This window comes from Spirosoma arboris, assembly GCF_009754945.1.
Taxonomy (GTDB): domain Bacteria; phylum Bacteroidota; class Bacteroidia; order Cytophagales; family Spirosomataceae; genus Spirosoma; species Spirosoma arboris.
On record NZ_WPIN01000003.1, the window covers coordinates 796,761 to 818,098 of the forward strand.

Sequence of the window (21,338 nt, forward strand, 5' to 3'; positions counted from 1 at the left end):
CCCTTGCTCTCTGCTTTTTTTTCATTACCTTTGCGCCCTAATTTCAAACCAATTCCAAAAAAATGTTTCTCAATAACTACGAAACGGTGTTCATTTTAACTCCCGTTTTATCTGATGCTCAGATGAAGGACACCGTTGACAAGTTCCGTAAAGTGCTGACCGATAACGGTGCGGAGCTTGTTCACGAAGACAATATGGGCCTGCGTAAACTGGCCTATCCGATTCAGCACAAGAACACGGGTTACTACCAACTCTTCGAGTTTAAGGCCCCCGGCACGATCATCGAGAAGCTCAACACTGAGTATCTCCGTGACGAGCGTATCATCCGCCACCTGACGGTTTCGCTCGACAAGCACGCTGTTGCCTACAACGATCGTAAGCGCAATGGCTTAGTGGGTAAGAAAAAACAAACCGAAAACGCCTAGGCACAGTAACCATGAGTTTGCAAAACGAATCTGTCTCGAAAACCGAGAACCGTAAAAAATACGACCGCTTCAAGAAAGCCGGCATCAAATACATTGATTACAAGGATGGTAACTTCCTGCTGAAACTGTTGAACGAACAGGGCAAAATTCTTCCCCGTCGGTTAACTGGTACAAGCCTCAAAAACCAGCGTAAAGTGGCCCAGGCTGTCAAACGCGCTCGTCATTTAGCCATCCTGCCTTACGTAGGCGATTCACTGAAATAAAAACAGTTGTAAGTTGTAAGTGTACAAGTAAATAAGTGTGCAAGTGGCAGGCAATTCAATTGCAGTCTTCTTCACTTACAACTTACTCACTTATAACTTACGACTTTTTCACTTACGACTTTTCAAAAAATGAATATCATTTTAAAAACCGATATTGCCGGCCTGGGCTACAAGAACGACACCGTTGCGGTGAAGCCTGGTTACGGCCGCAACTACCTGATTCCTCAGGGATTTGCGATAATGGCAACCGACTCGAATAAAAAGATCGTTGCCGAAAACATTCGTCAGGCAGCTCACAAAGCTGAAAAACTGAAAAACGATGCGCAGGCTATTGCTGATGGCATCGGCGATATGACGCTAACGATCCCAGCAAAAGCAGGTGACAGCGGCAAAATCTTCGGCCGTGTGACCAATACGCAGGTTGCTGATGCACTCCGTGCAAAGGGCTTTGACATCGACCGGAAGAAAATTACGGTAGAAGATGTAAAGGTTCTTGGTACCTATGAAGCATCGATCGATCTACACAAAGATGTGAAGCACAAAGTGAAATTCGACGTCGTTTCGGCTGAATAAGTCACTTCGATTTCAGACTAAACCGACCAGTTCGTTACATGACGAAATTGGTCGGTTTTTGCGTTAAATGCATGTACCATTACATAGCCTTCACGTTAAGTCTTTGCAATTCAATTTACTATTTTAGCAACTAATTATCAGACGATTAAAGGCAAAATCTTTTCTTAAAAACGGACCTAATCAGCCCGTTTTTTTGTTAAAAAGGTATGCAATTTCATACCGAATTTTCGCCCGAAGTACTCCCCTATCGCATTGGTTTGAATAGCCAAATTGTGACAATTGGCTCCTGCTTTGCTGAAGTTATGGGGCAGCGATTAGTCGATGCTAAATTAACGGTACTGAACAATCCGTTCGGCACGATCTTTAACCCGGTTTCCATCTCGAAGCTACTAATGATGGCTTTATTTGGCACGGCACCTGAGGAAACTAGGTATGTCGAACGCGATGGCGTTTGGTTTCACTACGATTTTCACTCATCGCTTTGGGCCACTAGTCAGGACGAACTTCGCGATAAGCTAATCACTTGTTTAGCTCATACGTCCGAAGCTATTCGTAAAGCAAATTTCCTGTTCCTCACGCTCGGTTCGGCGGTTGTGTATCGCCATATTGACACGGGGAAAGTGGTCGCCAACTGCCACAAAATGCCAGGTTCGCTGTTTGAGAAATACTTGTACCAGATCGACCATCTCCGCGACGACATAACACGGTTGTTGAAAACACTTCACAAGGTCAATCCGAAATTGAATGTTTTATTGACAGTAAGCCCTGTTCGGCATACCCGCGACACGCTTCCCCTCAACAGTGTTAGCAAATCCATGTTGCGCGTTATTGCCCATGAGCTGACGGTATGGAATGAATGGGTATCCTATTTCCCGGCCTACGAGCTGATGATGGACGATTTACGCGACTATCGATTTTATGAAGCCGATTTGATTCACCCGAATACACAGGCACACGACTATATTTTCGGAAAGTTTGTCGAAAGTGCATTTGACCCTGAACTTCGTGACTTTATTGCCAAATGGGCACAAATCAGCAAATCACTGGCACACCGCCCGCTCTATAGCGATACTAGCCCAGCCAATCGGCAATTTCTGGTCAAATTAATTACCGAATTAGAAACGTTGTCGAAACGAATCGACGTTTCGGCGGAACTGGCAGAGGTGCAGGGGCGTTTAGAAAAGTGTATAATGAGTAATGTATAATGGAGTTGCCGAAACAGCCATTCTTATCCATTTTTATAGTACTCATTTTATCGCACAGGCGACACCGATTATCCATTATTCATTTCCCGAATGTCTGATTACCGATTATCTAAAGAAGCCGTTCTACGGGCGTTAAGTACCGTTGAAGAACCCGATTTAAAGCGTGATCTCGTTTCGCTTAATATGGTGAAGGATATTACGCTGGGCATAAGCTCTGTTCGCTTTACTGTTGTACTTACAACCCCTGCCTGTCCACTGAAAGAAGTTATTCGCAAACGGTGCGAGGATGCCATTCACACACATATCGGGGCAGATATTCAGATTACAATTGATATGAGTTCGGACGTGACCTCTACTCGAGCGAATGCCCCAACGCTTCCAGGTGTAAAAAACATTATTGCCGTTTCATCAGGGAAAGGAGGTGTTGGCAAATCGACAGTTACGGCTAATCTAGCGATTGCGTTACACAAGTCAGGTGCTAAAGTAGGTATCATTGATGCAGATATCTACGGTCCTTCTATGCCAACGATGTTCGGGGCGGAGAATATCCAGCCACGTATTTTTCAGGAGAATGGTCAAACCCGCATGGAACCTATTCAGCAGTTTGGCATCAAAATGCTATCGATGGGCTTATTGATTGCTCCTGGTCAGGCTGTTATCTGGCGTGGTACAATGGCTGGGCGAGCCCTGCAACAATTTTTCTCGGATGCTGATTGGGGGGAACTAGATTATCTACTCATCGATTTACCACCAGGCACAGGAGACATTCACCTGACACTTGTGCAGACCGTTCCCGTTACAGGAGCCATCATTGTAACTACGCCCCAGAAAGTGGCTTTAGCCGATGCAACGAAGGGACTAGCGATGTTCCGTCAGCCGCAGATTAATGTGCCGGTGCTGGGTGTTATTGAAAATATGTCCTATTTCACCCCTGCCGAACTTCCCAACCATAAATATTATATTTTTGGCCAAGGGGGCGGTCAACTACTAGCCGACCAATTCGATGTGCCCATGTTAGGCCAGATTCCGCTTGTGCAGAGTATTCGTGAAGCTGGTGATGAAGGGCGACCTGCAATTAGTGTTGGCGAACCTATTGCCAGTGAAGCTTTCCGATCTGTTGCCGAAGCACTGGCGCAACAAGTAGCCATTCGTAACGCAACTATCGACCGCACCGAGCGTGTTCAGGTTGCATAAATAACACAGAAAGTATAAATTTACCGGAAATCAATCATTCAATGGAAACGGTAGTTAGCAACGACCAACTTATTACAAAAATTGAACGGGCGCTTGACACGATGCGGCCCTATCTGGCAGCAGATGGCGGCAACGTAAAGGTCCTGGAAGTGACTGATGATAAAATTGTACGACTTGAGCTGATTGGCTCCTGTGGTTCATGTCCCATGTCGGCGATGACGTTTAAAGGTGGCCTGGAAGAAGCCATTCTGAAAGCTGTTCCAGAGATTACTAAAGTTGAAGCTATCAACATCACGCCCGCGTTTTAAACGAACTGGCAATGCTGCCTGATGTCATCTTAATAAATTCAAAGGTTAGGGACGGGGCACCTGTGTTTAACAGGTTGTTTCTACTCTGAAAATAGCTGAGCGTTTATTAATAGCTACCAACCTTAATATGATATATGAGGTTACTCCTTGAGCTATTGCAAGATCTTTGCTAACATCGGCAACTATTGTAAAGGACAAGTAAATCTTCTGTATAACATTAGAACGCCGAATCAGGCGTTTTTTTGTTTCTTTGCACTTCTCAAATATTCCTCAATTCAGTGAAAATAGGCATTTTCTTCGGTGGTCCAGCGCGGGAGCGTGAGGTGTCGTTTGCGGGTGGTCGCACGGCTTTAGCAAATTTGGATAAGGGCTTGTTCGAGCCTGTTTTGGTGTTTGTAGATGGACGCGGGCGCTTTCGACTCGTTACACCCGAATTCCTGCAATCGCCTTCTTTACGCGATGCCTTGCCGCAGGATGGATCGGGATTTTCGGTCTACGATGAGTCCCTCGCTACAGATGCACTGGATGCCCTCTTACCTGGACTTCGGCCCGAACAATTTCGTGACCATTTCGATGTGGCTTTTCTGGCCATGCACGGTCCTGACTGCGAAGATGGTGCCATTCAGGGATTGTTGGAGTGGTATAAGATGCCCTACACCGGACCTGGGCTTGTCGGATCGGCGGTGGGGATCAACAAAATTCTGCAAAATGAACTGATCGCATTGGCCAATGGGCAACAGAAGAAAACAGCTACCATCAGTCGCGATGCCTATGAACAAGCCGACAAAGCACAATTTTTTCAATCACTGACCAATCATCTGGGTTTACCCATCGTTGTAAAAGCTCCGCATCAGGGTTCATCGATCGGGGTAGCTATTGTGCGCGAGGCTGATCTGACACAGTTCTGCCGGGCGGTTGAGCAGTGTTTTTTCACAATGAGCGTGCAACCCGACGGCTGGAGTAAACTCAGCGAATGGGCTGATTTATCGCCAGCCGATAAGCAGGAATTAGCTCAGAAAATGGTTAGTCTGGATTCGGGAATTAGTTTTCCTGTTGTTATCGAACAAACTGGTGAGGTTATTAAGCACCCCGCCGATTTTGTCGCTAAACTGGATGCAATCACAAAAGAAGGCGCTGGAACTATTACGCTTGCGTCGCTGAATGCTGAAGATGAAGTCCTATTTGAAGAATTTATCAGCGGACAAGAATTTTCCTGTGGCGTTATTCAGGATGACAATCAGGTTGCGATTGCTTTACCCCCAACCGAAATTTATAACGTAACGAGTTTTGATTTTGACTCGAAATACAAACTCAATACGACTAAAAAGCGCATTCCAGTTGGAACAAGTTTAGAGAATAACCGCAAAATCCAATTGGCTGTAGCCGAAGTATTTTCGCGCCTGGGTATTAATGTCTATGCACGAATCGATGGCTTCCTGACGCCCGCTGGCGATGTACTACTCCACGATCCCAACACGATTCCAGGTATGTCGCCTTCGTCGCTGATTTTCAAGCAAATGGCAGAAATTGGCCTGAATCTATCGAATTCGCTTACATACCTCATCCGTCAATCCTTGCGGGAACGTATTCGTACAGGCAAAGACACCTTTCATCTCAAGTCTTTACTTGCCGAACTCGACGCCCAGTTAGCCAGTCGCAAAGCGAATCCCTTGCCCGAACGCGTCGTCTCGTTCGGTGCCAGTGATGAGGAATTTACAGCAGCCAAACAACAGTATAACGAACTGGCTGCTTCGGGTACTGTCCGCCCGTCGTTGATGTACATCAAAAGCAAATTGGAATCGCACGAAATTCCGGTGAATCTGCTCTTTAAAGACACCATCGACGAACTGGAAACGGCCCTCAGCCAACCACGCCATCCCCTGCTGGTTGAAACAACCGAACGGGCATGGCACATTTCGGAACGATACGTGTAAATTGTTGAAACGAAAAAGGCGTGCCACGGCTCTAAGTCGTGGCACGCCTTTTTCGTTTCAACAATTTATAACATCACCGGCTGCCCTGTTCGAACTGACTCATCGCAAGCAAAGGCAATTTGCAGACTGTTGACCGCATCCTGCATATGATCGGTTAAATCAAGGTCTTCCTGGATAGCCTTCAAAAAATAGCGTTGCTCACGATTGCATAGTTCCTGGTGATCGGGTTCATCCTGCATGTCGATCCAGGTATCTGTCTCAACAAACTGATCATTGGCATCAAGCGCAGCCTTATGAACCCGTAGTGATTCCGTTTTTGTATGGGAATCTACATTATCCGACTTTCCGGAAGAACCCGCATTTTTTGCCACAATAGATACACAACCATCTGGCCCGATCACATCTTTTACAAAGAACGCCGTTTCACTCATCATTGGTCCCCAGCCAGCTTCGTACCAACCTACCGAGCCATCTTCGAATCGGATCTGTAACTGGCCATAGTTATAATTGCCAGCCGGAATATCGTTCGTAAGGCGCGCACCAATCGCGTTGACTTGCAACGGTTTAGAGCGAGTCATCTGGCACATCACGTCAATATAATGTACGCCACAGTCGACAATCGGGCTCAGGCTTTTCATCAAATTCCGATGAACAGTCCACATAGTGCCGTGGCTTTGCTGATTGAGATTCATCCGCATAACCAGCGGCTTGCCCAATCCCTGTGCTACTTCAACAAACTTTTCCCAGGAAGGATGATGCCGTAAAATATAACCTACGACCAGCTTTTTTCCAGCTTTCTCGGCAGCGGCCATAACGCGCTTCGCTCCCTCAACGGTATCGGCAATAGGTTTTTCCATGAATACATGGCAGCCCTGTTCAAAAGCCTGAACGGCAAAGGATTCATGGGTATCAGGGTATGTTGAAATACAAACCGCATCGGGCTGGGTTGCTTTTAGGGCCGTTGTGTAGTCGTCATATAAAGTATAACCGCCACCCAGACGTTCATTCAGAACAACTTTGCTATTGCCGGTAGAAACGATGCCACAAATTTCGAATCCGCCGATTGTTTTGTAAGCGATGGCGTGCGATGCGCCCATATTGCCGCATCCGACAACGAGTACTCGCAAGGCTTGAGTAGGTATTGACATAATTGATTTTAGAATCTGACGACTGTTTTAATGAATTGGGTAAAACAAAATTACTCCGTCTACCTCATAAGTTAAGCACCTATTAGCCAATTAAGGCTCTGCGATTGAGTAAGGATCAATGGACCAAACTTTACTATTGACCATTCACCTAAATCGTAATCATCAATACACTCTGTTACGGTTTTCTTACGGTTCATAGACTGATTTCTACAACCCAGATTAAGTGTATTTAGCCTTCAACTTATACACCCTACTTTTGTCCGCAAGTGAACGAAGGCTGTCCAGTTACGGACATCATTGAGTCAACCTCAAGTTATCAAGTTATTGATAATCAATAATTTATCTACTTGGCACGGCCTTTGGATCATGTTGAATGAACAGTAAACAACCATTTTTCAAAACACTAAACTTAATACAGCCATGTTTTCACTAATGAGCAAAGTAGCAGCCACCGTTCTTATGAGTGCCTCTACGTTAACTAATCCTACTACGCCTAAGGCTTTATCATTTGATGCCAGTGCGTTCGTCACAACCAACAATCAAATCCGGGTTGCCGTACAAAAAAATACAGAATTACCCGTTGTTGTGATGCTTCGCAACAAAAGCCATGAAGTTCTATTTCGGCAGAACATCAGCAAAAACGAACTGCGATATGCTGTAAAATTGGATGTAAATGAATTGGCCGACGGACAGTATGAAATCGAAGTAAGATCAAGCGAGGGAAGCATTGTTAAAGAAGTTACGTTAAAAACAGCTCCCATTCAGCAGACAAGTCGTATAGTGGCAATGCAATAGAGCGCAAATGGAATTGCTCGTCCCTTATCAAATTCACCTGGTCCTTTAGGGTAGGTTTTAGTAGGTAGAGTTAGGATTTAGTTAACGGTATATAAAAAACTACCGTTAACTCATTTGATTTGGAATATGGCTCCGAGTTTGCTTACTTTCAAGCAGTTAGCTAACTAAATAGTTAATTAATACCTCACGCCATAAGATGACCAACCTAATCACTCTCCGTAACCTGAACTCCGTTCAGTTGAAACCTCGTGAACATCATTTCCTTCAACTGGCCTGCTCCGAATTAACCTACGTCCAAATCGCGGATCAAATGTGCGTTAGCCCGCGCACCGTGGATGGTTACCGGGAAGCGTTGTTTGAACGCTTTCAGGTAAAAACTCGTGTTGGACTGGCCATGTGCGCCGTGCGAGGAGGGCTGGTCATACCTTAAGACCAGTTTTACTATCACTCTAGAAAAAAACAGGCTGATGAAAAATCGCTTTTTCATCAGCCTGTTTTTTTTCATCTCTCGCTAACTTGTCTATACAAGTATCACTTCCTACCTTTGGCATATGGTTACCAAACCCCGCCAATACCAGCTTATTTATGAATCTCTTAAGCGCCAGCTTGTAGAGGGGATTTATCCCAAAGGGAGTTTGTTGCCATCCGAAAATGAATTATCGGTGACATTTCAAACTACCCGAATGACTGTTCGCCAGGCGCTGACGGAGTTGGTACGAGAGGGATTCATTGAACGACGGCATGGGAAGGGTAGCATCGTTCGGTCGGAGCGACAGGCGCTGGGATTATTGTCGTTTCAGGGGTTTTCGGAGGTAGTGGGTAATAACCACGTAGTGCGAACGGAGTTTTTGGCACCACTCACACTGATGTCCTGGCCCACCGATTTTTTCTACAACCTTACCGATACAGAACGGAATCTGGATTGTCTGTTTCTACATCGGCTACGTTATGCCGATAACAACCCTATCATGCTCGAACACACATTTGTGCCAGACATTGGTCTGGATTCGCTTCAGGCAGATGGGTTGCTTGACGGTTCGCTGTTTCGGACGCTGAGTAATCGATATCAACTCGACATTCGGAATATGGAACAACGATTACGGGCTGTAAAGGCCACCATCGAGCAGGCTCACCTATTTGGTTGTACAAAAAACACTCCTCTGCTCTACATCGAACGTCGTTATCTGACGAATCGACCTAACCTGAATGTATATAGCCGACTGTTTTGCTTCACCGACCATTACGCCATTAGTGGCGGCCTTTAGCCCAGGAAGAATTTTCTCAATCACTCAAACATTTACCCCTAAATCACTCATTGATTTATGAACACAACCCTTATCTGCGAAATTGCCAAAATGATTGACCACTCGCTGCTCCATCCGACCATGACTGATGCTGAGCTACGCGAGGGCTGCGAGCTGGCTCTAAAATACGATGTGGCCTCAGTCTGCATTAAACCTTATGCCGTCCGCATGGCCGCCGAATTACTCGCTGGCTCCGATGTGCTGGTCGGAACGGTTATTGGCTTTCCACATGGCAATAGTACAACGAGTATTAAAGTCGCCGAAACCGAGCAGGCTTGCCAGGATGGGGCTGTTGAAATTGACATGGTCGTCAACATTGGCAAAGTCCTGGGGGAAGACTGGGAGTATGTAACAGATGAAATCGGAGTGGTTCATAAAATTTGCCAGGTACATGGAGCCATTCTGAAAGTGATTTTCGAAAATGACTTTCTGCCCAATGATGCCCACAAGATCAAGCTATGTGAAATTTGCACTGAGGTTGGTGCTGAATTTGTCAAAACGTCTACTGGATACGGCTTTGTGAAAGGTAGCGATGGCAAATACAGCTACGAAGGGGCAACCGAGCACGATCTTCGCCTAATGCTCGATCACGTTGGACCGAACGTTCGGGTAAAAGCCGCTGGAGGAGTCCGCACGCTCGATGGATTGCTGAAGGTTAAGGAAATGGGTGTTTCTCGGCTGGGAGCCTCGGCTACGGCGACCATTATGGAAGATGCTTATCGGCGGTTTGGCGCCGTCGACGCCGATACACCTCTGGCCCCTGTTGCTGAAGCGAAAGGATATTAATAGGTGTTCCCTCCCTTTTTTCCTATGCCTTTACCAAATTTCCAATCCCTCATTGATCGGCTCCGGGCAGCCCAACCCATAACCGACTTCCATGCCTTTGTTGGTTTCGACGGATATGTGGACAAGATTCAGAAAGTCGTCGAATCGAAAAGCGCATTGGGGAATCAATACATGGGGGGCATCAGTGAACTAGCAGCACTGATTCACAGCCTTTCGGGCAAAAGCGGCCAGATTGAACTCGTTACAGAAGCGACTAAAATTGGGGGCAACGCACCAATTATGGCTCACGCGCTGGCATCGCTGGGCATAACGAATTGGTGCGTTGGCACGTTATCGGACCCAATTTTCGAACAAATGCATCCCCATTGCGAACGGGTGTCGCTAGGGCCACCTGCCGAATCGAACGCACTGGAGTTTGGTGATGGCAAAGTGATTTTATCCGAAGTATCCGTTTTTGAGCGATTACGTTGGTCCTATCTGGCGCATACAATTGGAATTGACACTTTGCGACAACAATACGCCCAAAGTCAATTACTGGCGTTTGTCGATTGGGCTAATCTGCCTCATGGCAATGATTTATGGGAGGGCTATTTAACGCAGATTGTTCAGACAACGCCAACCGATAATCCACCCCTTTTCTTTTTCGATCTTTGCGATCCAACCAAACGGTCGGCCAAAGATATTCGCGAAGCTTTAGATATTGTAGCCCGCTATATCCCTTTCGGTTCGGTTACACTGGGCATGAATGAAAACGAAGCCCGTCGTATCTATCTGGCCCTATCTGGACACAGCCCTGCCGATACGATCCGGCTTTCACAAACCCCTGATCTGGCCATAATCGCAGCTTACATTCACCAGCATACTGGCATCCCTACTGTTCTGATTCACCCAACCGATTGTTCATTAGTGGCTACTAGCGAGGGAATTTGTCAGGTAGCTGGTCGGTTAGTTCCCCACCCTAAAGTACTTACTGGCGGGGGAGACAATCTCAACGCTGGCTTCTGTTGGGGCTTGCTAACAGGTTATCCTTTAGCAGATTGTCTACTACTGGGAATGGCGAGCTCGGGAGCCTATATCCAAAAAGGTATCAGCCCGACCAGATCGGATCTGGCCGATTATCTGGAAAACTGGCTTCTGGAACTATAGAATGGACAAGGTATCCATTCTACGTCTACCGTAATTTTATTTATTTTGCGCTCCCTAACAACATTGCTTTCTTTATGCTTAACCTCGGCTTTGTTTCGGCTATCCTGGCCGATTATGACTTGAATGGTGTGTTACAATTTGCGTCAGAACATAATTTCAAATGTGTCGAATTAATGTGCTGGCCATCTGGCAATGCCGATGCGCGTAGGTATGCAGGTGTAACTCATGTAGATGTCGATAATTTAAACGTAGAGCAGATTCACACGCTGACCAAACTCTACAACGTGTCAATTTCGGGCTTAGGGTACTACCCCAATCCACTCGATCCCAATCCGGAACAGGCGGAATTTTATCGTGAGCATATCAAGAAAATTATTCGGGCTGCTGCCCAACTGGGCGTTCCGGTCGTTAATACGTTCATTGGTCGAAATCCGTCATTGAGTGTTGGCGATAACCTGAAATTGTATGCCGAACACTGGCCTGCGATTGTGAAAGTAGCTGAGGAGTGTAATGTAAAAATTGGTATCGAAAACTGCCCAATGTGGTTTACGGACGATGAATGGCCGGGCGGTAAAAACCTGGCAACTACTCCCGCCATATGGGATCGCCTGTTCGAAATTATTCCCTCACGGGCGCTGGGTCTAAATTACGATCCCAGCCACCTGATCTGGCAAATGATGGACGAGGTCAAGCCTATTTACGACTATCGCGACCGACTGCATCACATTCACCTGAAAGACGTAAAACTGTACCGCGATAAACTAAATCGGGTAGGCATTATGGCCAATCCACTGGAATATCACTCGCCCAAGCTCCCTGGCCTTGGCGATGTACGCTGGCGTGATTTTTTCGCAGCTCTGACCGACGTTCGTTATCGAGGACCAGTCTGTATTGAAGTCGAAGATAAAGCATATGAAAGCCATCCCGATGATGTTCAGACAGCCATTCTGACCGCACGGAATTACCTGAATCAGTTTCTGGTACTGTAATTATGATTGAAACCCTTAACCGACTCGATACTGATCTTTTCCTTTGGCTAAACAGCCATTACACGCCCTGGCTTGATCCAGTTATGATCTGGATCACCGAGCGCAATAGCTGGTTCCCCCTTTATGCGTTGCTCATTGGCTGGCTGATCTATCGATATAGAAAACAAGCTATCGAGTTCTTACTCACAATTATTGCTGCTGTCGCCATGGGAGACCAGGCGGCCTCGTCGGTATTAAAACCACTTACCCATCGACTCAGGCCCTGTCACGAACTTGCGTTGCAAAAGCTAATTCATCCGGTTATGGAATGTGGGGGTCAGTACGGCTTTGCGTCATCGCACGCGGCAACCACATTTGCGCTGGCAACCAGTGTATGGCTACTACTTGGCAAACAATATCCCTGGCTAAAATGGGGGTTTCTGTGGGCAACCCTTGTATCATACAGTCGGATTTATGTAGCGGCCCACTACCCTCTCGATGTACTGGCGGGCATTGGTGTTGGCGTCTTATCAGCCATGTTAGCTGTTTATGTTTATCACTGGTGGCAAACACGTTTTGCTAATCCTAAAAAAGCATTTGTAGACTAAATGCACCACAAAGGTTGCATAGAATAATTTTACAGTTTAGTTTGCGGCAGTTACATACCCACCTGCAACTACTTACTGTTCATGCTTAAACGCTTCCAATCGCTTGTTCGTGATTACTTTGGATTTTCTCATAAGGAGGCTAGAGGCTTTATCGTCCTGCTTTTTCTAACATCATTCTGCCTGCTTATTCCCTTTTTGTATCGGTATGTAACCGATCAAAAACCCGTCGATACTTCCCTTGCCGATCAACGTAAACTCGATAGTCTGGTCGCGCTCATGCAGGCGGAGGAAGCCAAACAGCCTCAGTTCGGTAGTCGTGCTGATAAAGACAAAACCACGGCTGAGCACTTCAGTGAACCTAAACTGTTCCCCTTCGATCCGAATACTGTTAGTGTAGCCGGATGGCAGCAGTTGGGTCTACCTCGCTGGCTAGCCGACCGAATCGATAAATACCGAACCAAAGGCGGACAGTTTCGAAAAAAAGAAGATTTACTACGTATTTATGACTTTCCTCCCGATCTCTACGACCGGCTAGAACCATACATTACGTTAAAAGAATCGACTCATTCAGACCGCTCAGGCAACGAGCAGTTTAGAAATACCGGCACCGAGCCCTATAAACCAACCGAACGGCCAGCCTATACAGAACGACCAGCTTTTCCTGAAAGGCCAGCCAAACCGGTTCTACAGCCTTTCGACATTAACACCGCCGATACAGCTCAATTAATTGCCCTAAAAGGCATTGGCGCTACTCTAGCAGGCCGCATCGTGAAATTTCGCGACGCACTTGGCGGCTTCGTTTCGACAGAGCAGTTCCGCGACATTTATGGGCTGGATTCTCTGGCGCTGGATGAACTGGAGAAATTCGGCAAAATTCGGTCGACTGTTCGGAAGATTCCAATCAACACAGCTACTGCCGATGAACTGGATCGACATCCATTTTTATCACGTCGGCAGGCGCAACTAATTGTCAACTACCGCGAGCAGCACGGCGCCTATACTTCAGCGGAGTCGCTTAAGCCCATCCGGATTCTTGATGCCAAAACCATTGAGAAGATTGCTCCGTATCTGGATTTTTAAGGGAGTTGGTAAGTTGTAAGTCGATAAGTTGTAAGTGAATTACTTCCGTGCCAGCCACTTACAACTTATCGACTTACAACTTATTAACTTATCTACCCTCTTTTTTTCAAAAGAACTACATTCTCTACGTGATGTGTATGGGGGAACATATCTACGGGTTGCACATTCATTACCGAATAGCCTTCGTCCAGAATTCCCAGGTCGCGGGCTTGGGTGGCCGTATTGCAACTCACATAGACAATTCGATCAGGAGCGGCTTTGAGTAGCTGGCGGGTTACAGCCTCATCCATCCCCGCGCGAGGTGGATCGGTAATGACCACTTCCGGCCGACCATGCTGATCGAAAAAGCTGTCGGTCAGAATGTCGCGCATATCGCCGGCGACGAAGGTCGCGTTCGTAATCCCGTTCACTTGGGCGTTGACACGGGCATCGGCTACCGATGCTTCAACGTACTCCACACCAATTACTTCTTTCGCCCGACGAGCCACAAAAAGGGCAATCGTACCCGTGCCTGTATATAGGTCATACACTCGTTCCTGACCCGTTAGTCCAGCCCAGTCACGGGTGATTTTGTAGAGATTATGAGCTTGCTGGGCGTTGGTCTGGTAGAACGACTTGGGGCCAATACGAAACGTGAGGGGCGGCCCATCGGCTTCATCCATTTGTTCTTCGATATAAGATTTCCCCGCCCAATTAATCACCTCCTGATCCTGATAACTATCGTTTTTCTTCGTGTTCAGAATGTAGTTTAGCGACGTAATCTGTGGAAAGGTAGCCTGCAAGTGACCAAGCAGACCATTTAGCCAATCAGGGTTATCCTGAGCAACCTGCAACGTTACCATTACCTGCTGCGTAGTATCGGCAGTGCGGATAATGAGCGTCCGTAGATAACCGGTATGCGCCTTCAGATTATACAACGTCATATCGTGCTGAAAAACGTACTCATTCACAGCTTGTCGAATGGCATTGGATGGATCAGGCTGGAGGTAACAATGATGAATTGGCAGCACTTTATCGAACCGACCAGGAACGTGAAAACCAATCGCTCGCTGATCAATTTTATGTTGCGTGCTCACTTCGCTCTGCGTCAGCCAGCGACCCTCGGCGCAGGTAAACTCAAGCTTATTACGGTAGTACTGCGTAGGGTGCGCAGGCAGAATAGGCAGAATAGCGGGCAAGGCGACTTTTCCGATGCGCGTCAGATGGTCGACAACCTGCTGGTGTTTAAAACCCAACTGCTCACTATATTGTATATGTTGCCACTTGCAGCCTCCACAGGTGCCGAAATGTTCGCAAAATGGGTCAACGCGTACCGGCGACCATTCATGAACACGTTCGGCAACAGCCTCTCGGTATTGCTTTTTTGTATTAGTGATGCGCAGATCTACAACATCGCCGGGGGCCACACCCGGACCACCGGTCGGGTTTTCAACAAAAATCACGCCCTCATCGGTGCGAACAATGCATTTTCCCTCGGCAGCCACAGCATCAATTCGGACGCCTGCCAACCGTTCGGGGGTTTTATGAGTCTTCCTACGCATAAATTAGTCCTAAAAAACTGCTAATTTAAGCAGCCGTTTTGGGACGGTCTCAATATCGAATCGATTCTACGTATGTCGAACTTGTACCAAACGTTATGGAAATTCTTACTTGTAACCGGTCTGCTACTGGTTATGAGCCACTTCGCCCAGGCAACCCATATTGTTGGGGGTGAATTGGAATTACGTTATCTGGGTGCGCAAAGCTTTTATAGTCATCGAATTAACCTAAACCTTTACTTCGATGCCGTCAACGGAAATCCCAGCGCCAATGATGCTGTCGTTACTGTTGGCGTTTTTGCGAAACGCACAAACAAATTTATTGGCTATGTAGCGCTTACCCGTATTAGCGGTGATCAAGTACCCTACACAAGGCCTCTCTGCGCGGTCGCCAATCTGAGTACCATACTGATTCGATATAGCACCGATCTGACACTTGACCCCAACATTTTCAACGATTCAGGCGGTTATTATATGTCCTGGGAGCGGTGCTGCCGAAACGGGACCATCGTCAATATTAATAATCCGGGTGCGGCCGGTTCCGTATTCTACCTTGAATTCCCAGCGGTGACGAATGGGCAGGTTTCCGTCACGAATTCGTCGCCGGTATTTACTGTTCCCAAAGGTGACTATGCCTGTATTGGCCAACCCTTTACCCTTGACTTTAGCGCTAAAGATGCTGATGGTGATAGTTTGACCTATACATTAGTAACACCTTACAACGGGTATAGCACAGCGGTTGTACCCGATCCAGGCGCGCTCAATCAGAATACACCGCCTGTATTCTACTCAGGCCCTTATACGACGGTTCAATGGAGTAACGGTATTTCGACCGCCAATGAGATTCCAGGCACTGCTCCTCTCCGCGTCGATTCACGAACGGGGTTGCTCAGTGTGACGCCAGACCGTGCGGGGCTTTTTGTCTTCTCAGTTGAAGTTGGTGAGTACCGAAACAAAAAATTAATTGGTGTCGTCCGGCGTGATTTTCAGGTATTGGTTGTAGACTGCCCGAAAAATAATCCGCCTACGCTTCTGTTCCGGCCTGATGGTCAGAAAGCCTTTTACAAACAGGGAAGCGTGGTTACCATTGCAGAGCAAGACACAAACTGCCTGAATTTATACATAACGGACATCGACCCTAACCAACGTATTTTCATTACAAACATGAGTGGGTCTTTACCTAATTTGACCCTCTCGCCCAACGTCCTGTTAACCCACACGAGTAGCGATACGCTGCAAGCTAAATTCTGTTTCGGACGATGTGTTGGGGCTGATGGAAAGCCTTTTACATTGATTCTTCGGGCCACAGACGACGGCTGTCCACAGGGACTTAGCGATACCATCAGTATTCGCTTAAATATCATTCCCACACTTAATCATAAACCTGTAGCCAGTACCGATCTTTCAAACGGGCAGGGCAAAGTTACAGTTGGTTCGTCGCTTACGTTTACAGCATTTGGCAACGACACCGACAACGATAATATCACGATTCAGGCCGTTGGACGAGGATTTGCTCTGTCACAGGCTGGCATGACATTCGGCTCGGCTTCGGGTTTAGGTAAGGTCTCTCAGCCTTTTTTATGGAAACCCACCTGCGCCCAGGCCATGCAGTCAGAGTACATAGTGGATTTTATTGTAACAGACACCCGCTGCAATCAGAATCTGCAGGATACGGTTACTGTAAGGCTCGCAGCTATAGGTCTACCGAGCCAGCCACCGAGTGTACGAACAACACTGACTCAGCCGGTCGTCGAGCTAATTGTTAGCCCCTCCGACTCAATTGGCCGCACACAGTTCGATGTGCTTGGCAACGATCCTGACCGGGACACTATCCGATTAACGGGGACAGGGCGGGGCTTCGACGTGAAAGCAGCGGGCATGAATTTCACTGACAAATCTGGGTTGCCCACGCTACAATCGGCGTTTAGCTGGAAACCCACCTGTGAGTTAATGGCTGGCAAAGCAGACGCTACGTTCATTGTGGATTTTGTAGTTGATGACCACTCCTGTCAGCCAAACCATACCGATGTAACCACAGTTACCTTTCATGTCAAAAATCCATCGGTAAATTCCGACATTAAGGTGCCGAACGTATTTACCCCAAATGGCGACGGTGTTAACGATTACTTCGCCGTAAAAGACATGCCTGAGAACTCGTGTGATGAACAGTTCAAACGCGTTGACATTACGAATCGCTGGGGAGCCACAATCTTTACATCCACCGATCCAAAATTCCGGTGGTATGGTAATGATTCGCCCGTTGGCACTTACTATTATCTCTTGCTCACAACCAAACGAACCTTTAAAGGAACGGTAACGCTGCTTCGGTGATTGGTGCAGTATGTGGAGTTGTGGAGTGAGTGAAATAGATCTAGAAATCCTATAACTACCGTACTTACTTCTCCAATTTCACTCTCTTTACTCATTCCACTTACTCCACGAATCTCTTACCTTTGTCTTTCTCTATGAAAGATAAAATTGTACTTATTACCGGTGCTTCATCGGGCATTGGTCGGGCGTTAGCGTTTGCATTTGGGCGCGAAGGAGCCAACATTGTTATATGTGGTCGCAAAGCCGATGCTCTTCAGATTGTTAGCGACGAACTTCGTCAGGCTGGCATTACCTGTCTTTCGCTTATAGCCGACGTAAGTATTGAAGCCGATGTTAAACAGCTCATCGAACAGACCATTACGCATTTCGGTCGGTTAGATATACTCATCAATAATGCAGGTATCAGCATGCGTTCTATGCTGATTGATACCGATCCTGTTGTTATCCAGAAAGTAATGGATATCAATTTCATGGGAACGGTTTATGCCACCCGCTACGCCCTGCCTTACATCCAGCAGGCAAAAGGGTCTATCGTTGGCATTTCGTCAATAGCCGGCTACAGAGGCTTGCCAGTGCGATGCGGTTATTCAGCCTCCAAGTTTGCGATGAACGGGTTTCTGGAAGCAGTTCGGACCGAATTGCTGCATACAGGCGTTCACGTCCTGACTGCTTGTCCTGGGTTTACGGCCTCAAACATCCGGGTTTCGGCCCTTGATGCACATGGTCAGGCAAAAGGCGAAACCATGCGTGATGAAAGCAGTATGATGAGTGCAGAAGAATGTGCCGATCATATACTCAAGGCCGTAAAAAATCGGAAACGCGAACTTATTCTGACAGGTCAGGGAAAATTCACTGTCTTTATGAATAAATGGCTTCCTGGCTTAATGGACAAACTGGTTTACAACACATTAGCCAAGGAGAAGGATTCTCCATTGAAGAAATGAGTGAATAGCTGCTGCAAGTTTTACTCACTCATTCCATCAGTCACTTATTAAATTATCCACACATTATCCCGTCGGATGAAGTATAGTTCGTTGTGCCATAGTACACGAAGGTAGATGTCTTTCGTCCCCAGAATATTGACTTTGTGGCCTCTTCCTATCACTTCGACAACAGGAGCCGCTGCCGACGGATCGGTCCGTAACAGCACGCGATTATGACTGGTAATGCCCGATTGTACACCTTCGGGTAAGTTTGTGAAGATCAATAATAAGAGCAGGTAGACGAAGATAATCCATTTCTGCCGCCCTGGAATAGCCTCTTTTTTTAGGACTTTAAGCATTAGTACACTAAATACATAGCCTGCCGGAATAAGGAGAAAGAGCAGAAAATAAATACCGTATTTACGGTAGAATAGGTAAAAATAATTTAGATCATCGGTTTCATATCCACTCAGGTTATTCGCCCTGGCAATGTCGCTCATTCGGCGCAATACAGCATCATCCGGATGTCTGTCGAAATAAACGTCCAGATAATATAATAGCTTCGGCACATCATTTTGCTGTTCGTATGCACTGGCTAACTTCAGCAACATTGGATCTGTAGCCGTATGCCCCTCGGCCAATGCCATTTCATATAAGCGCGCTGCATTTGTCTGATCGCCAGCGGCAAACAGTGAATCAGCTCGCCGGAGCGAGTCAGATGAGACAGTCTGTGCTGACGCCCAAACTGTCCAAAAATAAAAAAATAGACTTATTTTAAGACGAATGTCTTGCAACGAACGAAATAAGGCCATAATTTTGCACCACAATTACGGACAGCCCCTCTTAAGGAGGATCAAAGTTCAACCGATTTGGTAGCTCAGCTGGTAGAGCAATACACTTTTAATGTATGGGTCCTGGGTTCGAATCCCAGCCGAATCACAAAAAAGCCGCTCATGAGCGGCTTTTTTTATGCTAGCTATTAAAACGGCAAATCGTTACTTTCTTCATCAAAGGCTGCATTGAACGACATAGCAGCTGGTTGATTTTGCGGAGCTGGCCGCGACTGAGGTTGTTGTGTAGTAGCTGGACGAGCCGGCGCCGAACCGCTATCTCCTTCAGCTAACTCAATACGGAAAGCCCGCAACTCAGTATACCAACGCTCATTGTATTCACGCGACTCAGCACTGAATGTAGCCTTGAGTGTATCACCCATAGCGTACTGTTTGAGATCGGCAACTTTATCGCCCCAAGCCGTTAGACAAACTTTTTTAGGGTATGATGCATCCAGTGTTTCAATAACAAATTCCTGCTTACTCCAAGGGCCTTTTTGGCTTTGCCCCGATACTTCAGGCAGAACTTTTATAAGCTTTCCGACTAATTCCAGTGCCATACAAATTGTACTTTTAAACGTGATTTTGACAGATAAAAGTACGAAATTTTAGCCATTTATGGGCCACATTTGCCTAAAAAAGGAAAAGTTTCGGGCATCTGTTTGGCAAAAGATGACAAGACTCTTATCTTTGCACCTCATTACAGAATTGGCCATGTGGTGAAATTGGTAGACACGCCATCTTGAGGGGGTGGTGCTGCAAGGCTTGGGAGTTCGAATCTCCCCATGGTCACACAGATAATTAACAATCAAGCACTTACAATCAACGGTAAGTGCTTTTTTAGTTTTCGGTTGAATCATTGGTTGAAACAAGTACTATAGTTGCTTTCGGTTGCTTGATAAATCAGTCTAATCTAAACCCTACTATAATACTATGAGGCGTTCTTTAGGGTGGATTCTTATCGTCTCTGCCTTCCTAGTGTTGGCTAGCTGTCAGCACTCTCATTCTAACGATGAGATTGAGGCTGCCATGAATAAATACGACCGGTTTATCAAATCGATGCAACTGGACTCGATGGCACTGCTCTACACGACTGATGGCAATCTTGGAAACATAGCGCATGGGCAGGATTCAATTCGGCGTTTTTTAGCCACGTTCAAAGATGTGAAGGTGTTGGCTATGTCCTCGCAAACTACCTCAATTGCTATCGTGGGTGATTCAGCTACGCAGACCGGTAGTTTTAAGCAGACAGCTTTGCTGACCAGGAAAGATACGATAAACGCAAAAGGGACTTATGTAGCTAAATGGAAATGGGGCGACCAACACGGCTGGCGGCTTAAGAGTATGATCACGAAGCCGACACCATAACTGTAAGGACTAAAAATGCTCGATTTTCAAGGTGGTAAAGGTAAGCCCCCTATATGTACTTTACCACCTTACCACCAATAAGTGAGGGCTAATCAGGGGCAGTTAAACAACTGACCTCCCCCCAGAAAAGCGTTCCAGTATAAAGTAGAGAAAATCGGGCGATTTGGATTAACTTAAATCAAACAAATCGTCATGAAGAAAACGAAGTTCACCGAAGCGCAAATCGTCTTTGCTCTCAAACAATCTGAGACTGGAGTAGCCGTAGCCGAAGTATGTCGCAAAATGGGCATTAGCGAGGCTACCTTTTACAATTGGAAGAAGAAGTATGGCGGATTGGGTGTTGCCGAACTGCACCGATTACGCCAGTTGGAACCGGGCCGCCGGAGCGGAAGAAAACCGTCAGTTGAAACAGCTAGTGGCCGACCTGAGCTTGGACAAACAAATGCTTCAGGATGTGCTCAAAAAAAAGCTTTAACGGGGCCGCCCGAGCGGGCCAGTTCAGCGAAGAAAACTGGCCTCAAGTTTAATGGAAAACTATCGCGTTTCGGCCCGTCGTGCCTGCTCGGTTATTCAGTTCCGTCGATCCTCCTTGCAGCATAAGTCTCGTCGTC

General features: G+C 46.7%; 22 protein-coding genes, 2 tRNA genes and 1 pseudogene. 21 read left to right on the forward strand and 4 right to left on the reverse strand.

Annotated elements, in window-relative coordinates; all coding sequences use genetic code 11:
• Positions 1-62: 62 nt before the first annotated feature.
• The 7 genes from rpsF to GO755_RS11170 all read left to right on the forward strand — a co-directional run bounded on the left by rpsF (position 63) and on the right by GO755_RS11170 (position 5,902).
• The gene (rpsF, locus tag GO755_RS11140; protein WP_157584812.1) at positions 63-425 is read left to right on the forward strand and encodes a 30S ribosomal protein S6; all 363 of its coding nucleotides are present in this window, start codon (positions 63-65) and stop codon (positions 423-425) included.
• An 11-nt stretch (positions 426-436) separates the two neighbouring features.
• Positions 437-688, forward strand: coding sequence for a 30S ribosomal protein S18 (rpsR, locus tag GO755_RS11145; protein ID WP_012925715.1), 252 nt, complete (start codon positions 437-439; stop codon positions 686-688).
• Between the two features lie 129 nt (positions 689-817).
• Positions 818-1,261 (forward strand): 50S ribosomal protein L9, encoded by a 444-nt coding sequence (gene rplI / locus GO755_RS11150; protein WP_111341605.1) that lies wholly within the window; start codon positions 818-820, stop codon positions 1,259-1,261.
• A 206-nt stretch (positions 1,262-1,467) separates the two neighbouring features.
• Entirely contained in the window at positions 1,468-2,466 is a 999-nt protein-coding gene (locus GO755_RS11155) for a GSCFA domain-containing protein (RefSeq protein WP_157584813.1), read from the forward strand.
• Between the two features lie 90 nt (positions 2,467-2,556).
• On the forward strand, positions 2,557-3,660 hold the full coding sequence (locus GO755_RS11160) for an Mrp/NBP35 family ATP-binding protein (RefSeq protein ID WP_157584814.1): 1,104 nt from the start codon (positions 2,557-2,559) through the stop codon (positions 3,658-3,660).
• A gap of 41 nt (positions 3,661-3,701) precedes the next feature.
• Positions 3,702-3,968, forward strand: coding sequence for a NifU family protein (locus GO755_RS11165; RefSeq protein WP_157584815.1), 267 nt, complete (start codon positions 3,702-3,704; stop codon positions 3,966-3,968).
• Between the two features lie 278 nt (positions 3,969-4,246).
• Positions 4,247-5,902, forward strand: a complete 1,656-nt coding sequence (locus GO755_RS11170; protein WP_317165835.1) for a D-alanine--D-alanine ligase family protein — start codon at positions 4,247-4,249, stop codon at positions 5,900-5,902.
• 65 nt (positions 5,903-5,967) lie between these two features.
• Here GO755_RS11170 and GO755_RS11175 read toward each other — a convergent pair whose 3' ends face one another.
• Positions 5,968-7,050 carry a Gfo/Idh/MocA family protein gene (locus tag GO755_RS11175; RefSeq protein WP_157584817.1) on the reverse strand — a complete coding sequence of 361 codons (1,083 nt, stop codon included), beginning with the start codon at positions 7,048-7,050 and terminating at the stop codon, positions 5,968-5,970.
• Between the two features lie 420 nt (positions 7,051-7,470).
• Between GO755_RS11175 and GO755_RS11180 the strand changes: the two genes are divergently transcribed.
• From GO755_RS11180 to GO755_RS41815, 8 genes are all read left to right on the forward strand, one after another.
• Positions 7,471-7,845 carry a hypothetical protein gene (locus tag GO755_RS11180; protein ID WP_227686921.1) on the forward strand — a complete coding sequence of 125 codons (375 nt, stop codon included), beginning with the start codon at positions 7,471-7,473 and terminating at the stop codon, positions 7,843-7,845.
• A gap of 196 nt (positions 7,846-8,041) precedes the next feature.
• A complete protein-coding gene (locus GO755_RS11185) occupies positions 8,042-8,275 on the forward strand; it encodes a response regulator transcription factor (protein WP_157584818.1) in 234 nt (77 codons plus the stop codon).
• Between the two features lie 121 nt (positions 8,276-8,396).
• A complete protein-coding gene (locus GO755_RS11190) occupies positions 8,397-9,110 on the forward strand; it encodes a GntR family transcriptional regulator (protein ID WP_157584819.1) in 714 nt (237 codons plus the stop codon).
• A 57-nt stretch (positions 9,111-9,167) separates the two neighbouring features.
• On the forward strand, positions 9,168-9,935 hold the full coding sequence (gene deoC, locus GO755_RS11195; protein ID WP_157584820.1) for a deoxyribose-phosphate aldolase: 768 nt from the start codon (positions 9,168-9,170) through the stop codon (positions 9,933-9,935).
• Positions 9,936-9,959: 24 nt separating this feature from the next.
• A complete protein-coding gene (locus GO755_RS11200; protein WP_157584821.1) occupies positions 9,960-11,081 on the forward strand; it encodes a carbohydrate kinase family protein in 1,122 nt (373 codons plus the stop codon).
• A gap of 74 nt (positions 11,082-11,155) precedes the next feature.
• Positions 11,156-12,070: a sugar phosphate isomerase/epimerase family protein gene (locus GO755_RS11205; RefSeq protein ID WP_157584822.1), complete on the forward strand. Its 915-nt coding sequence runs from the start codon at positions 11,156-11,158 to the stop codon at positions 12,068-12,070.
• Positions 12,071-12,072: 2 nt separating this feature from the next.
• Positions 12,073-12,657 carry a phosphatase PAP2 family protein gene (locus tag GO755_RS11210; protein WP_157584823.1) on the forward strand — a complete coding sequence of 195 codons (585 nt, stop codon included), beginning with the start codon at positions 12,073-12,075 and terminating at the stop codon, positions 12,655-12,657.
• 81 nt (positions 12,658-12,738) lie between these two features.
• Positions 12,739-13,737 carry a ComEA family DNA-binding protein gene (locus GO755_RS41815; RefSeq protein WP_157584824.1) on the forward strand — a complete coding sequence of 333 codons (999 nt, stop codon included), beginning with the start codon at positions 12,739-12,741 and terminating at the stop codon, positions 13,735-13,737.
• Positions 13,738-13,829: 92 nt separating this feature from the next.
• Here GO755_RS41815 and rlmD read toward each other — a convergent pair whose 3' ends face one another.
• Positions 13,830-15,278, reverse strand: a complete 1,449-nt coding sequence (gene rlmD / locus GO755_RS11220) for a 23S rRNA (uracil(1939)-C(5))-methyltransferase RlmD (protein WP_157584825.1) — start codon at positions 15,276-15,278, stop codon at positions 13,830-13,832.
• A 72-nt stretch (positions 15,279-15,350) separates the two neighbouring features.
• Between rlmD and GO755_RS11225 the strand changes: the two genes are divergently transcribed.
• Positions 15,351-17,606: a gliding motility-associated C-terminal domain-containing protein gene (locus GO755_RS11225; RefSeq protein WP_157584826.1), complete on the forward strand. Its 2,256-nt coding sequence runs from the start codon at positions 15,351-15,353 to the stop codon at positions 17,604-17,606.
• Between the two features lie 134 nt (positions 17,607-17,740).
• On the forward strand, positions 17,741-18,550 hold the full coding sequence (locus GO755_RS11230; RefSeq protein WP_157584827.1) for an SDR family oxidoreductase: 810 nt from the start codon (positions 17,741-17,743) through the stop codon (positions 18,548-18,550).
• Between the two features lie 47 nt (positions 18,551-18,597).
• Here the strand turns inward: GO755_RS11230 and GO755_RS11235 are convergent, their stop codons facing one another.
• The gene (locus GO755_RS11235; RefSeq protein WP_157584828.1) at positions 18,598-19,341 is read right to left on the reverse strand and encodes a tetratricopeptide repeat protein; all 744 of its coding nucleotides are present in this window, start codon (positions 19,339-19,341) and stop codon (positions 18,598-18,600) included.
• Between the two features lie 54 nt (positions 19,342-19,395).
• On the opposite strand from GO755_RS11235, the gene GO755_RS11240 reads away from it, so the two are divergent.
• Positions 19,396-19,468: transfer RNA gene (locus GO755_RS11240), tRNA-Lys, on the forward strand.
• A 40-nt stretch (positions 19,469-19,508) separates the two neighbouring features.
• On the opposite strand, the gene GO755_RS11245 is transcribed toward GO755_RS11240, so the two are convergent.
• Positions 19,509-19,919: a DUF3127 domain-containing protein gene (locus GO755_RS11245; RefSeq protein WP_157584829.1), complete on the reverse strand. Its 411-nt coding sequence runs from the start codon at positions 19,917-19,919 to the stop codon at positions 19,509-19,511.
• Between the two features lie 150 nt (positions 19,920-20,069).
• Between GO755_RS11245 and GO755_RS11250 the strand changes: the two genes are divergently transcribed.
• The 3 genes and pseudogenes from GO755_RS11250 to GO755_RS40895 form a co-directional block, all read left to right on the forward strand.
• A tRNA-Leu gene (locus GO755_RS11250) sits at positions 20,070-20,151 on the forward strand.
• A 141-nt stretch (positions 20,152-20,292) separates the two neighbouring features.
• On the forward strand, positions 20,293-20,727 hold the full coding sequence (locus tag GO755_RS11255; RefSeq protein WP_157584830.1) for a nuclear transport factor 2 family protein: 435 nt from the start codon (positions 20,293-20,295) through the stop codon (positions 20,725-20,727).
• Between the two features lie 192 nt (positions 20,728-20,919).
• Positions 20,920-21,338 (forward strand): annotated as a pseudogene (locus GO755_RS40895) (transposase); the annotation flags it as partial.